This window comes from Streptomyces graminofaciens, from assembly GCF_030294945.1.
Taxonomy (GTDB): Bacteria; Actinomycetota; Actinomycetes; order Streptomycetales; family Streptomycetaceae; genus Streptomyces; species Streptomyces graminofaciens.
On record NZ_AP018448.1, the window covers coordinates 3058279 to 3071690 of the forward strand.

Sequence of the window (13412 nt, forward strand, 5' to 3'; positions counted from 1 at the left end):
TGCTCAGTGCCCTGATTAATCGTGGACCGGGCGCTTGGACGAGATGGGGCCTCACGGATGGACAAAGTGGTCGCCACAGCCCTGGAGGCGGTGGCCGATGTGCCGGACGGCGCGACGCTCGCCGTCGGCGGGTTCGGACTGGGCGGAGTGCCGAACGTACTGATCCAGGCGCTGTACGAGCGCGGGGTCTCCGGTCTCGGTGTGGTGTCGAACAACTGTGGGGCCATGGAGTCCGGCCTCGCGGTCCTCCTCGCGGCGGGCCGGATCGCCCGGGTGACCGGTTCGTACATCGGGGCGAACAAGGAGTTCGCGCGGCAGTATCTCGCCGGTGAGCTGGAGGTCGAGATGATCCCGCAGGGCACGCTCGCCGAGCGGCTGCGCGCGGGCGGCGCGGGAATCCCGGCGTTCTTCACCCCGGCCGGCGTGGGCACGCAGGTCGCGGAGGGCGGGCTGCCCTGGCGCTACGACGGCGACGGCGGAGTCGCGCTGGCCTCGCCGCCGAAGGAGGTCCGCGAGTTCGACGGCGTCGAGTACGTGCTGGAGCGCGGCATCCGGACCGACTTCGCACTCGTCCGGGCGGCCAAGGGCGACCGGCACGGCAACCTGGTCTTCAACAAGTCCTCCCGCAACTTCAACCCGCTCTCGGCGATGGCGGGCAAGGTGACGATCGCCGAGGTCGAGGAGCTGGTCGAGCCCGGCGAGATCGACCCGGACGCGGTGCATCTGCCGGGCATCTTCGTGCAGCGCGTCGTCGCCCTCACCCCCGAGCAGGCGGCGGACAAGAAGATCGAGCAGCGGACGGTCTCCGCCCCCGCGGCAGAGGGCACGGTGAGCGAGTGATGGCCTGGACACGTGAGCAGATGGCCGCCCGCGCCGCACGCGAGCTTCAGGACGGCCAGTACGTCAACCTCGGCATCGGACTGCCGACGCTGATCCCGAACTACCTCCCCGACGACGTCGAGGTGATCCTGGAGTCGGAGAACGGCATCCTCGGGACCGGCCCGTACCCCACGGACGACCAGGTCGACCCGGATCTGATCAACGCCGGCAAGGAGACCGTCACGGTGCTGCCGGGTGCCTCCTTCTTCGACTCGGCGCTGTCCTTCTCAATGATCCGCGGCGGCCACATCGATGTCGCCGTGCTCGGCGCCATGCAGGTCTCCGCCGGCGGCGACCTGGCGAACTGGGCGATCCCCGGCAAGCTGATCACCGGGATCGGCGGCGCGATGGACCTGGTGCACGGCGCCCGAACGGTCATCGTGGTCATGACCCACACGGCCAAGGACGGCTCGGCGAAGATCCTCGAGGAGTGCGCGCTGCCGCTGACCGGCAAGCGTTGCGTCAACCGGATCATCACCGACCTCGGTGTCCTCGACGTGACGGACGAGGGCCTGGTACTGGTGGAGACCGCGCCCGGCGTGAGCACCGAGGAGATCGTCGCGAAGACCGCCGCCAAGGTGCGCGTCCCGGAGGAGATCCAGTCATGAGCAACGGCAAAAGCCTGAGGGACGTCTACGTCGTCGACGCGGTCCGCACCCCGGTCGGCCGCTACAACGGCGGCCTGTCGAGCGTCCGCCCCGACGACCTGGCCGCCCACGCCATCCGTGAACTCCTCGCCCGTACGCCCGGCCTGGACCCGGCGCGCGTCGAGGACGTCTACTTCGGCAACGCCAACGGCGCCGGTGAGGAGAACCGGAACGTCGGCCGCATGGCCGCCCTCCTTGCGGGACTGCCCACGTCGGTGCCGGGTGTCACAGTCAACCGGCTGTGTGCCTCCGGCCTGGAGGCGGTCCTCCAGGCGGCCCGCGCCATCGCCGTCGGCGACGCCTCCGTCGCCGTGGCCGGTGGTGTGGAGTCGATGACCCGCGCCCCGTACGTGCTGCCCAAGAACGACCGGCCCTTCCCGGCCGGGCACACCGAGCTGTACTCGACCACCCTCGGCTGGCGCATGGTCAACCCCGGGATGGACCCGCAGTGGACGATCCCGCTGGGCGAGTCGGCCGAGCTGATCGCCGACAAGCACAAGATCACGCGGGAGCAGCAGGACGAGTTCGCGCTCGCCTCGCACCAGAAGGCGGCCAGGGCCCAGGACCAGGGGCTCTTCGACGCCGAGCTGGCACCGGTGAGCATTCCGCAGCGCAAGGGCGAGCCGGTCGTGTTCGGCGCCGACGAGTGTGTACGGGCGGACGCCTCCCTGGCCGCCATGGCCAAGCTCAAGCCGTCGTTCCGGCCCGAGAACGGCACGGTCACGGCGGGCAACGCCTCGCCGCTGAACGACGGTGCCGCCGCCCTGCTGCTGGTGGACGAGGAGGGCCTGAAGGCCACCGGGCGCGAGCCGCTCGCCCGTGTGTCGGCGTCCGGCGTCTCGGCGATCGACCCGCACTACTTCGGCCTCGCCCCCGTCGAGGCGGTCAACCGCGCGCTCGCCAAGGCAGGAAAGGGATTCGCCGACCTGTCGGTCCTGGAGCTCAACGAGGCGTTCGCCGCGCAGGTCCTCGGCTGTGTCGCCGAGTGGCCCGAGTTCGACCCGGCACTCCTCAACCCCCAGGGCGGTGCCATCGCCCTCGGTCACCCGCTCGGCGCCTCCGGCGCCCGTCTCGCCGGCACCGTCGCCCACCAGCTCGCCCGCAAGGGCAGCGGCGTCGGCGTCGCCACCCTCTGCATCGGCGTCGGCCAGGGCCTGGCCCTCGTCCTCGAACGCTGACGCTCCGCTCAAAGGGCCGTCTGAAGCCGCCGGCCGTCTGCGGCTGGTCGCGGCCAGCGCGGCGGAGCCGCACATCGACACCGCCCCGAGCCCCTTACGGGGCGCCACCCCGCCCCCTCGACGAGACCGTCCGGACTCCCCAGGAACCCCCATGACTCTCACCCAGCACGACATCGACCAGGAGATCGCGGCCGAGCACGCCGCCTACGAGAAGCGCATCGCCGACGGCGCCCCGGTCGAGCACCAGCCGCGCCGCGACTACGCCCCGTACCGCTCCTCCGTCCTGCGGCACCCCAAGCAGCCGCCGATCACGATCGACGTGTCCAAGGACCCGGAGCTGGTGGAGCTGCACTCCCCCGCCTTCGGGGAGCGCGACATCACCGAGATCGACAACGACCTCACCCGGCAGCACGACGGCGAACCCATCGGCGAGCGCATCACCGTCTCCGGGCGGCTGCTGGACCGCGACGGGCGCCCGATCCGCGGCCAGCTGGTCGAGATCTGGCAGTCGAACTCGGCCGGCCGCTACGCCCACCAGCGCGAGCAGCACGACGCGCCGCTGGACCCGAACTTCACCGGCGTCGGCCGCACCCTCACCGACGACGACGGGCACTACCACTTCACCACGATCCAGCCGGGCCCGTACCCCTGGCGCCAGCACCTCAACGCCTGGCGGCCGGCGCACATCCACTTCTCGCTGTTCGGCACCGCGTTCACCCAGCGGCTCGTGACGCAGATGTACTTCCCGAGCGACCCGCTGTTCCCGTACGACCCGATCATCCAGTCGGTCACGGACGACGCGGCCCGGCAGCGGCTGGTCGCGACCTACGACCACAACCTGTCGGTGCCGGAGTTCTCGATGGGCTACCACTGGGACATCGTGCTCGACGGGCCGAACGCCACCTGGATCGAAGAAGGACGCTGACCTGCCATGACGAAGATCGACACGAGCCGTCCGGAGACCGTGCTCCCGACCCCGTCGCACACGGTCGGCCCCTTCTACGGCCACGCCCTGCCCTTCCCCGGCGGCGGCGACATCGCCCCCGTCGGCCACCCCGACACCATCGCCCTCCAGGGCTACATCCGCGACGGCGAGGGCAACCCGCTGCCGGACGCGTTCGTGGAGCTGTGGGGCGCCGACCCGGACGGCAATGTGCCGCAGGTCGACGGCTCGATGCGGCGCGACCCGGCGAGCGGCGGCTTCCTGGGGCGCAACGGCGTCGAGTTCACCGGCTGGGGGCGCGTCCAGACGGACGCCAACGGCCACTGGTCGGCGCGTACGCTGCGGCCGGGCGCCCGTGGGCAGAGCGCGCCCTACCTCAGCGTGTGCGTCTTCGCGCGCGGTCTCCTCGTGCACCTCTACACCCGGATCTACCTCCCGGGCGACGAGGCCGCGCTGGCCGCGGACCCGCTGCTGAAGCAGGTGGACCCGGCACGCCGCGACACACTGATCGCCCAGGACGGCCCGCTGGGCACCTACCGTTTCGACATCCGCCTTCAGGGCGAAGGCGAGACGGTCTTCCTGGAGTTCCAGTGACGCCTGCCGAGTCCTGTGCCGGTCTGCTCGCCCCCGGGTGGACCGGCTCCCCCGCCGCCTCCGCGACCACCGACAGCGCCTTCCTCCAGGCACTGCTGGACGCGGAGGCCGCGCTGACCCGCGCCCAGGAAGCCCTGGGGCTGGCCCCGGCGGGTGCCGGAGCGGCTGTGACCTCGGCGGCGGACGCGGGCGCCTTCGACGCGCACTCCCTCGCGGAGCGCGCCCGTGGCGGCGGGAACCCGGTGATCCCCCTGGTCGCGGACCTCACCAAGGCGGTCGGCGGCGCGCACGGACCGTACGTCCACCGGGGCGCGACCAGCCAGGACATCATGGACACGGCGACGATGCTGGTCGCCCGGCGCACCCTGGACCTCGTCCTCGACGACCTCGGCAGCACGGCGGCGGCCCTGGCCCGGCTGGCCGCCGAGCACCGCGACACCGCGATGCCGGGGCGGACGCTCACCCAGCAGGCCGTACCGACGACGTTCGGGCTGAAGGCGGCCGGCTGGCGGGCACTGGTCCTTGACGCACGGGACCGCGTCACCGCCGTACGGGACGGGCTGCCCGCCCAACTCGGTGGCGCGGCCGGCACATTGGCGGCCTTCACGGCGTACGGCGCCGAGGACGCGACCGTGCTGCCCACCGCCTACGCGCGTGAACTCGGCCTCGCGGCACCGCAGTTGCCCTGGCACACCCTGCGCACCCCGATCGCCGACCTCGCCGGCTGTCTGGCCTTCGCGGCGGGGGCGCTCGGCAAACTGGCGACGGATGTGCTCACCCTCTGCCGTACCGAGATCGCGGAGGTCGCGGAGGGAAGCGGCGGCGGTTCCTCGGCCATGCCGCACAAGGCCAACCCCGTGCGGTCCACGCTGATCGCGGCCGCCGCCCGGCGCGCCCCGCAGCTCGCGGCCACGCTGTACGGGTCGCTGGCGGCGGAGGACGAGCGGCCGGCCGGGGCCTGGCACGCGGAGTGGGAGCCGCTGCGGGACCTGCTGCGGCTGGTCGGCGGGGCCGCGCGCGACGCCGCCGAGCTGACTCAGGGGCTGCGGGTCCACGCGGACGTCATGCGCGGCCATCTGGACCTCACCCACGGACTGATCGTCTCCGAGCGGCTGTCAGCCGAGCTGTCGGCCGTCCTGGGACGCGGCCGGGCCAAGGAACTGCTCACCCGGCTCGCCCCGCGCACCTACGCGGAGGGCCGTTCTCTTGCCGAACTCCTCTCCGAGGAACCGGATTTGAAGGACGTCGACCTCGACGACCTCACCGACCCCGCCCGCTACACCGGCTCCGCCGGAGCCCTCACCGACCGTGCCCTGGAGCGACGTTGACCGAGAAGCTGCTCAACCACCGTGCGGAGGGCCCCACTTCCGGGCCCACGCTGATCCTCGGCCCCTCCCTCGGCACGTCCCTCGCGCTGTGGGACAAGGTGGCGCCCGAGCTGTCCGTGACCCACCGCGTGGTCCGCTTCGACCTGCCGGGGCACGGCGGCACCCCCGCCGGTCTCATCGGCCCGGGCGCGACCATCGCCGACCTGGCCGGGCTGGTGCTGACGCTCGCCGACTCGCTCGGCATCGAGCGGTTCGCGTACGCGGGTGTCTCGCTCGGCGGGGCGATCGGACAGTATCTCGCCGTGCACCACCCGGAGCGGGTCTCCTCCCTCGCCGTGATCTGCTCCTCCGCCCATTTCAACGGCGCCAAGCCGTGGCAGGAGCGCGCCGAGCTGGTCCGCCGGGAGGGGCTGGCGGGGCTCGCGGAGACGGCCGACGCCCGGTGGTTCACGCCCGGGTTCACCGTGCCGGAGCTGGTCGACGACCACCGCAACGCCGACCCGGCGGGGTACGCCGCCTGCTGCGACGCGCTCGGCGCGTTCGACATCCGTGAGGACCTGCACCGGATCACCGTCCCGACCCTCGTCGTCGCCGGCCGCGAGGACCCGGCGACGCCGCCCGCGCATCTGCGGGAGATCGCGGACGCGGTACCGGGGGCTTCGCTGACCGAGATCTCCGGCGCGTCCCATCTGGCCGTCGTCGAGCGTCCCGAGGCCGTGCTGGCCGCGCTGCGCGGGCACTTCGACGGACACGCGCGGCGGGGCATGGAGGTGCGCCGCGAGGTCTTCGGCGACGCGTACGTGGACCGCGCCCAGACCCGGCAGACGCCCTTCACCGCCCGTTTCCAGGACTTCATCTCGCGCTACGCCTGGGGCGAGATCTGGACCGACCCGACGCTCACCCGCCGCGAACGCAGCATGATCACGCTGACGGCACTGGTGGCCCACGGCCACTACGACGAGCTGGCCCTCCACGTACGGGCGGCCCGCCGCAACGGCCTCACCCCCGAGGAGATCGGCGCCGTGCTGCTCCAGACCGCCGTGTACTGCGGGGTCCCCGCCGCGAACTCGGCGTTCGCGACGGCCCAGAGGGTACTGGCGGAGGAGGAAGCCTAGGTCAGCGCCGCTAGCCCTAGGTCAGTGCCGCCAGGACCTAGGTCAGCCCCGCCAGCGCCTCCCTGGCCTTGTCGGCCAGACCGTCCGCGCCGCACGACTCGGCCAGCATGAGCCCCTTGTTCAGTTCGACGACCGAGCGGCTCGCGATGCCGTGCTCGACGCGGGCCGCCGCGTGCTCGTAACCGGAGGGTGAGGCCGCCAGGAAGGTGACCGCCTTGGCGTACAGGGCGGCCGCCTGCTTGCCGGTGGCGAGGAACGCCTCGACACGGAGGGCCTCGCCGATCGCCGTGTCGGTGCCGAAGCGCTCCGCACGGACGCGGACGCTCGCGGCGAGTTCGGCGGCGCGGCGCGGGTCCTCGTTGGCCAGGGCACGGGCGAGGTCGCCGCCCCAGGGGGCGAGGACCGTGTTGTGGTGGCCCCGGGAGGCCGCGGCCTTCTCGGCGGCCTCCAGTTCGTTGACGGCCTCCTCGGTGCGGCCGACGGCGAGGAGCAGTCTGCCGCGCACGGAACGCGGGTCGGGCAGCACGATGGTCGACGGGTACGGCGGCCCGAAGTCGTACTGCTCGGCGATCGCCCAGGCCTCGTCCACGTGCCCGCGGGCGAGCAGGGTGTCGACGAGGTTGCAGGTCGAGGTCCAGTACAGGGGCAGTCCGCGCCCGATCTCCTCGGCGAGCACCAGCGCCTTGCGCAGGGACGCCTCCGCCTCCCGCAGACGGCCCCGCATCCGGTGTCCGAGCCCGACATAGCCGTGGGCCAGGGCGAGATGGCCGCCGGTCCAGCCCGCGGACTCGTAGGTGCGCAGGGCCTCGGTGTAGAGGCTCTCCGCGCGGTCGAGCCGGTCGGCGTAGGCGTACGCGTTGGCCAGCATCAGCAGCACTTCGATGCCCCACTCGGTGTCGGTCCAGCCGAGTCCGGGGGCGAGGCGGCCGTTGACGAGGGAGCGGTCGAGCAGCTCGACGACCTCCTCGACGTTCTCACCGCGGGCCATCGCGTCGAAGCCGCGCAGGATGAGCAGCGCGCGTTCGGAGTTGTCCCGGCCCGTGCAGGTGGCCGCGAGGGTGGCGAGCTCCCGGGAGTGCTCGGGCGAGAGCCCCTCGCTCGCGTGGATGGCCTCCAGCATGTAACGCACCGCCTGGAGCCGCATCCGGGCCGGTCCGATCCCCCGTCGGCCGAGCTCCGCCTCGACGGTGCGGACGGCCTCCTCCAGTTGGTTGTTGTGGAGCAGGGCCTGGGAGAGGCGGAAGACGGCGTTCACCCGCTCGGCGCTGTCGAGGCCGGGTTCGGCGAGGGCCGCGCGGAGGTAGTCGGCGGTGGTGGCGGGCGAGGTGAGGAGGGTGGCGCAGCCCAGTTCGTAGAGCACACGGACGCGGGCCTCCGGCTGCGGGGGCTCCTCCAGGGCCCGCTAGAGACAGCGGCGGGCCCCGTCGGGGGAGCCCACGGCGAGGTGTTCGGTCGCCGCGGCCCGGAGCCGTTCGACCACGTCGGGGTCGCCCTCGGCGTGCACTTCGATGAGGTGGCGGGAGGCCGCCGCGGCACCGCGCCCGGACTCGGCGACGACGGTCGCGGCCACGCCGTGCATCGCGGTGCGCACGCCGGGCTGCATCGAGTCGTAGACGGCGGTGGCGATCAGCGGGTGCACGAACTCCAGCTCGCCGTCGTCCTGTCGGCGGTTGGCCGGATCGGGCTGGGTGAGGATGCGGGCGTTCTTCAGCCGCTCGGCGCACTCGGTCGCCGTGTCCACGGGCAGGGTGGCGAGCCTGGCCGCGGTCTCGACCGTGATGCCGGTGTGGAGGACGGCCGCCGCCCAGGCGAAACGCGTGGCCTCGACGCCGAGTTCCTTGATGCGGTCGACGAGCCCGGTGCCACGGGCCGAGCGGTTCAGGGCACGCAGTTCGGCGGCGGAGTCCTCGACGGGGGCCAGCTCGCTGTCCCGGACCTTGGCGAGGAGTTCGACCGTCTCGTACGGGTTGCCGCCGGTGACCGCCCAGACCTCGCGGCAGAACGGGTCGTCCGCGTGCTCGCCGACGGCCTTGCGGGTGAGTCCGGCGGTGGCCTCGGGCGTGAGCGCTCTGATCTTGGCGACCGGGCCGGCCCCGGCGGCGATCGACGCCAGACTGCGGGCGCGCTCGCCGGTGGCCTCGCCGGGGCGGCGGGCGACCACGACGAGCACACACATCTCATGCAGGCGTGCGATCAGGGCGGTGAGCCAGTGCAGGCTCTCCTGGTCGGCCCAGTGGGCGTCGTCGATGAGCAGGACGAGCGGCCAGGTGCGCCGCACCAGGCGGTTCACCGCGGCGACGATCCCGTCGCACACGCCCTGCGGGTCGGCCGGGCCCTCGCCCGGTTCGGCGAGCCCGAGGGCGGGGCCCGCGATGTCGTGCCAGTCGCCGAGGTACTCACGCTTCTCCTCCTCCATCAGCGACAGCAGCGCGGGCTGGAGCAGCTGCCGTACGACGTTGAAGGGGACGGAGGTGACGGTCTCGCCGCCGCGGGCGTACCAGGCCGTGCAGCCGCGTTCCTCGGCGATGCGGCGGGCCTCCGCGAGGAGGGCCGTCTTGCCGATGCCGGCGTCGCCGGTGAAGAACAGGACTCTGCCCGGGGATGCCTCGTCCACGCAGAGTTCGTCGATCGCCTCCGCGATGGCGGCGACCTCCGCGTCGCGCTCCCACAGGGAAGCCGAGGCAACCACACCGGGTCGTGCCTCCGTCATCCCGCTACCTCCCCAGGTCGCCCAAACGACGTACAGGTGATTGAGCGTAGCCGTCCGGTGGCCGAAGTGGAGGGCGGTCCGGGTAGGTATTGCCGAGTCGGGTGACAGCGGAGGGCGGGTGGTCGACGCGTCAAGCCTCTCACCTGCCGTATTGAAGATGACTGACAGTCAACTTCCTGTGACCAGAGGATCGTTTCAGCAAATTCGGCGGGCCCCCACCGTGCGCAGAAGCCCCTCTGAGCGACCCCTGGAGAGGACGGCATGACCCCACCCGCGCAGGGCCGGGAACCGCGCCCCGTACGGACCTCGCGCTCGCGCCGGGCCCTGGTCGCCGGCTCGGTCGGGAACTTCATCGAGTGGTACGAGTTCGGGGTCTACGGCTATTTCGCGACGATCATCGCGGCGCGTTTCTTCACCCCCGAGGGCGGCGGGGAGGCCGAGGCCCTCGTGAAAACGTACGCCTCGTTCGCGCTGGCGTTCTTTTTCCGGCCAGTGGGAGCGGCCCTGTTCGGGCGGCTCGGTGACCGGATCGGGCGCCGTCCGGTGCTGATCCTGGTGATCGTGACGATGACGGCCGCGACGACTCTGATCGGCGCGCTGCCGACGTACGACACCATCGGCGCCCTCGCGCCCTGGCTGCTGACCCTCCTGAGGGTGGTCCAAGGTCTGTCCGCGGGTGGGGAGTTCGGCGGCGCGGTGTCGGTGATGACGGAGTTCGCGCCGCCGGGCAGGCGGGGGCTGTACGGGTCGTGGCAGTCGTTCACGGTGGCACTGGGGCTGCTGGGCGGGGCGGGCGCGGCAGCCCTGCTGGCGACCGTGCTGACCGAGCGGCAGCTGAGCGACTGGGGCTGGAGGCTGCCGTTCCTGCTGACGCTGCCGCTGGGCCTCGGCGCGCTGTGGCTGCGGTTGCGGCTGGACGAGACGCCCGCCTTCCTCTCCCGTACGGCACAGGCGTCGGTACGGCCGCCGGCCCGCGAGACCGCCCGGGCCGTCGCGCTCGGCGCCGGCCGTGTCATGGGCTGGGCGGCGGCCGGCTACACCTTCCTGGTGGTGCTCCCCTCCTATCTGCAGAGCACCCTGAACGCGTCCTTCCGACAGGCCCTCGTGGCGACGGTCCTCGCCAACGTGGGCTTCGCGGTCACGATCGTTCCGGCGGGGTGGCTCAGCGACCGTGTCGGAAGGCGGCCGGTGATGCTCACGGGCGCCCTGCTGGTGACCGCGCTGGCGCTCCCGCTGCTCAACCTCCTCCAGGGCTCCGGGACTTCGAACGCGATGAAGGGCGTGGCGGTCTTCCTGGCGGGCGCGGTGGTCGGGCTGATGGCGGGCCCCGGCCCGGCCATGCTCGCCGAGATGTTCCCGACGAGCGTCCGCTACACGGGCCTGGGACTCGCCTACGCCCTGTCCAATGCGGTGTTCTCGGGATGCGCGGGCCTCATCATCACGAAGACGATCGAGCGGACGGGGAGCGTGGACATCCCGGGGTACTACGCGGCGACGACCTGCGCGGTGAGCGCCCTCGCCCTGCTGACCCTGCGGAAACCTCCCGCCGGGCAAGGGAGTTGAGGAATGCGGGTGATCGGGCTGATGTCCGGGACGTCGTACGACGCCGTCGACGCGGCGGCGGCCGACCTGGACCTCGACGGCGACACGCTCACGCTGACGCCGCTCGGGCTGGTGGGCGGGGCGTACGACGACGAGCTGCGCCGGGCGCTGACAAGGGCGCTGCCTCCGGCGGGCACGACCCTCGCCGAGGTGTGCCGGCTGGACACCCGCATCGGCCAGGCCTTCGCCGCCGCGGCCCTCACGGCGAACCGTGAGCTCTGCGAAGGGCGGGCCGAGTTGGTGGCCTCGCACGGCCAGACGGTCTACCACTGGGCCGAGCGGGGCCGGGTGCGCGGCACCCTTCAGCTGGGGCAGCCCGCCTGGATCGCCGAGGCGACGGGGCTGCCCGTGGTCGCGGACTTCCGGCCGCGTGACATCGCCGCCGGCGGACAGGGCGCGCCCCTGGTGAGCCTGGTCGACCGGCTGTGGCTGCGCGGCCGCCCGGGCGTCCCGGTGGCGCTGAACCTCGGCGGCATCGCCAACCTCACCGCCCCCGACGGCACCGCCTTCGACACCGGACCGGCCTGCGCGCTGCTCGACGCGGCCGTGCGCGACCTCACCGGCGGACGGCTGTCGTACGACGTGGACGGCGCCCTCGCCGCGCGCGGCAGCGTCCACGGGCCGCTGCTCCACCGGCTCCTGGCCGAGCCGTACTACGCGCTGCCCGCGCCGAAGACCACGGGCAAGGAGCTGTTCCACGGCGGATATGTGCGCGAGGCGCTGGCCGGACACGAGGGCCTGGGCGCGGAGGACGTCGTCGCGACCCTCACCCGGCTCACCGCCCGGACCGTCGCGGACGCCGTGCGCGCGGTGCGGGCCACCGAGGTGATCGCGTCGGGCGGCGGCACCCGCAACCCGGTCCTGATGCGGATGCTCGGCGCCGAACTGGGCGGCGTACGACTGCGCGTGTCCGACGAGGTGGGGCTGCCGGCCGCCGCCAAGGAGGCGTACGCCTTCGCCGTGCTGGGGTTTCTGACCGTGCACGGGCTGCCGGGCACCGACCCGGTGAGCACGGGTGCCCGGCAGGCGCGTGTGCTCGGGTCGGTGACGCCGGGGCGGGACGGGCTGTCGCCGTCGGTGCGACGGGGTGCCGTGGTGTCGCCGGTGCGGCTGCTCGTTCGGTGAGAGAAGCCTGATCGGGGGGTGAGACGAGGTCCGGACGGGGAAAGTGACGGGAACGGCGGGAACGGGATGCGACGTGATTGATCACAATCCCGCCCCCTCTCATCCGCTTTTCACTCCGGCCTCATACGGTGGCTTCCATGACGCAGGTGACTCCTCCCGGCTGGTATCCCGATCCCGGGCAGACAAGTGACGCGCCCGCCACCGAGCGCTGGTGGGACGGCAACGCATGGACGGACCAGGTCCGGCCCGTCGGGGCGGCGGGGGCGTTCGGCCCGCCCGCGTACCCGCCGGGCGCCGCGCCCGGCGCCGTGCAGCAGCCGGGTTATCCCGGGTACGGCGGATACCCCGGGTATCCGCAGCCGGCTCCGAAGCGCGGGCTGCGCACAGGCATAGCCATCGCCGTGGCGGCCGCGGTGCTGGCGAGCATCGGGCTCGGGGTGTTCGTCCTCACCCGCGACGACGGCGGCAGCGACAACGAGTCGAGCTCCCAGGGTCCCGGCGGTCAGGACGGCCAGGGCGACGGCTCCGACGGCGGCCAGGGCGGGCCGGGCGGCAGTGACGGCACCGGTGGCCAGGGCGGCCCCGGCGGTTCGGGCGGCTCCGGCGGGCAGACCCCGACGCCCGACAGCTCCGGGCTGCCGCAGCTGGAGGAGGGGTACGCCACGGATCTGGTCAGCGGCATCAGCATCCCCGTGCTCGACGGCTGGCTCAGCTCTCCCATCCCGGAGGGCGCGCAGGCGGTGACGGAGGCGTCGTACGACTGCCCCGCCAACCCGTCGAAGAAGTGCACCCGCGGCGGTGTGTACTCGTCGACCGCCGAGGCGCTGAAGCTGAAGGCCACCAAGCCGGAGGCCGCCGCCAAGGAGGACATCTCCCTCAACGCCGAACTGTCCTACGGCACCGAGGGCTACGGCAAGATCACCTCGCACAAGGAGCTGCTGTCCAAGGCGGTGACGGTGGCCGGTGAGAAGGGCTATCTGGTCCGCTGGAAGGTGGCCACGAGCAAGGGCGACGACGGCTATGTCGAGTCGCTGGTGTTCCCCTCCCCGGCCGACTCCTCGCAGCTCGTAGTGGTCCGCTTCGGCATCGACGTCAGCGACAAGGCGCCCAAGCAGTCCGCCATCGACGAGATCACGAAGGGCATCAAGGAGTCCTCGGTCAGCGGCGGCAGCGGCCAGGAGGTCTGACCCGCACCGGCCCCGCCCCCGGAGACCGGAAACGGGTCGGCCGGGCGGGATTCCTCTCCGCTCCAGAGGAATCCCACCCGGCCGGGGTGCGCGCCGCCCCCGTC

The 13412-nt window shown here is 72.8% G+C and carries 10 protein-coding genes and 1 pseudogene; 10 read left to right on the forward strand and 1 reads right to left on the reverse strand.

Annotated elements, in window-relative coordinates:
- The first annotated feature begins 57 nt into the window (after positions 1-57).
- The 7 genes from SGFS_RS13230 (at position 58) to pcaDC (ending at position 6684) form a co-directional block, all read left to right on the forward strand.
- On the forward strand, positions 58-840 hold the full coding sequence (locus tag SGFS_RS13230) for a CoA transferase subunit A (RefSeq protein WP_286250143.1): 783 nt from the start codon (positions 58-60) through the stop codon (positions 838-840).
- Complete coding sequence (locus SGFS_RS13235) at positions 840-1487, forward strand: CoA transferase subunit B (RefSeq protein ID WP_286250145.1); 648 nt, start codon at positions 840-842, stop codon at positions 1485-1487. The genes SGFS_RS13230 and SGFS_RS13235 overlap by 1 nt, the downstream gene beginning before the upstream one ends.
- 14 nt (positions 1488-1501) lie before the next feature.
- Positions 1502-2704: a thiolase family protein gene (locus tag SGFS_RS13240; RefSeq protein ID WP_286259907.1), complete on the forward strand. Its 1203-nt coding sequence runs from the start codon at positions 1502-1504 to the stop codon at positions 2702-2704.
- A 151-nt stretch (positions 2705-2855) separates the two neighbouring features.
- Positions 2856-3629: a protocatechuate 3,4-dioxygenase subunit beta gene (gene pcaH / locus SGFS_RS13245; RefSeq protein ID WP_286250147.1), complete on the forward strand. Its 774-nt coding sequence runs from the start codon at positions 2856-2858 to the stop codon at positions 3627-3629.
- Positions 3630-3635: 6 nt separating this feature from the next.
- Positions 3636-4241, forward strand: coding sequence for a protocatechuate 3,4-dioxygenase subunit alpha (pcaG, locus tag SGFS_RS13250; protein ID WP_286250148.1), 606 nt, complete (start codon positions 3636-3638; stop codon positions 4239-4241).
- Positions 4238-5569, forward strand: a complete 1332-nt coding sequence (gene pcaB / locus SGFS_RS13255; RefSeq protein ID WP_286250150.1) for a 3-carboxy-cis,cis-muconate cycloisomerase — start codon at positions 4238-4240, stop codon at positions 5567-5569. The genes pcaG and pcaB overlap by 4 nt, the downstream gene beginning before the upstream one ends.
- Entirely contained in the window at positions 5566-6684 is a 1119-nt protein-coding gene (gene pcaDC / locus SGFS_RS13260) for a bifunctional 3-oxoadipate enol-lactonase/4-carboxymuconolactone decarboxylase PcaDC (protein ID WP_286250152.1), read from the forward strand. The genes pcaB and pcaDC overlap by 4 nt, the downstream gene beginning before the upstream one ends.
- A gap of 37 nt (positions 6685-6721) precedes the next feature.
- Here pcaDC and SGFS_RS13265 read toward each other — a convergent pair.
- Positions 6722-9394 (reverse strand): annotated as a pseudogene (locus tag SGFS_RS13265) (ATP-binding protein).
- Between the two features lie 261 nt (positions 9395-9655).
- Between SGFS_RS13265 and SGFS_RS13270 the strand changes: the two are divergent.
- The 3 genes from SGFS_RS13270 to SGFS_RS13280 all read left to right on the forward strand — a co-directional run bounded on the left by SGFS_RS13270 (position 9656) and on the right by SGFS_RS13280 (position 13308).
- A complete protein-coding gene (locus SGFS_RS13270; RefSeq protein ID WP_286250153.1) occupies positions 9656-10957 on the forward strand; it encodes an MFS transporter in 1302 nt (433 codons plus the stop codon).
- A gap of 3 nt (positions 10958-10960) precedes the next feature.
- A complete protein-coding gene (locus SGFS_RS13275; RefSeq protein ID WP_286250155.1) occupies positions 10961-12121 on the forward strand; it encodes an anhydro-N-acetylmuramic acid kinase in 1161 nt (386 codons plus the stop codon).
- Positions 12122-12258: 137 nt separating this feature from the next.
- Positions 12259-13308, forward strand: a complete 1050-nt coding sequence (locus tag SGFS_RS13280; protein WP_286250156.1) for a DUF2510 domain-containing protein — start codon at positions 12259-12261, stop codon at positions 13306-13308.
- The last annotated feature ends 104 nt before the right edge of the window (positions 13309-13412 follow it).

Bases quoted from the DNA above. Each gene is read 5' to 3' on its own strand.
- SGFS_RS13280 (WP_286250156.1), top strand. From the start codon at position 12,259: ATGACGCAGGTGACTCCTCCCGGCTGGTATCCCGATCCCGGGCAGACA.
- SGFS_RS13230 (WP_286250143.1), top strand. From the start codon at position 58: ATGGACAAAGTGGTCGCCACAGCCCTGGAGGCGGTGGCCGATGTGCCG.
- pcaH (WP_286250147.1), top strand. From the start codon at position 2,856: ATGACTCTCACCCAGCACGACATCGACCAGGAGATCGCGGCCGAGCAC.
- SGFS_RS13235 (WP_286250145.1), top strand. From the start codon at position 840: ATGGCCTGGACACGTGAGCAGATGGCCGCCCGCGCCGCACGCGAGCTT.
- SGFS_RS13270 (WP_286250153.1), top strand. From the start codon at position 9,656: ATGACCCCACCCGCGCAGGGCCGGGAACCGCGCCCCGTACGGACCTCG.
- SGFS_RS13275 (WP_286250155.1), top strand. From the start codon at position 10,961: ATGCGGGTGATCGGGCTGATGTCCGGGACGTCGTACGACGCCGTCGAC.
- pcaG (WP_286250148.1), top strand. From the start codon at position 3,636: ATGACGAAGATCGACACGAGCCGTCCGGAGACCGTGCTCCCGACCCCG.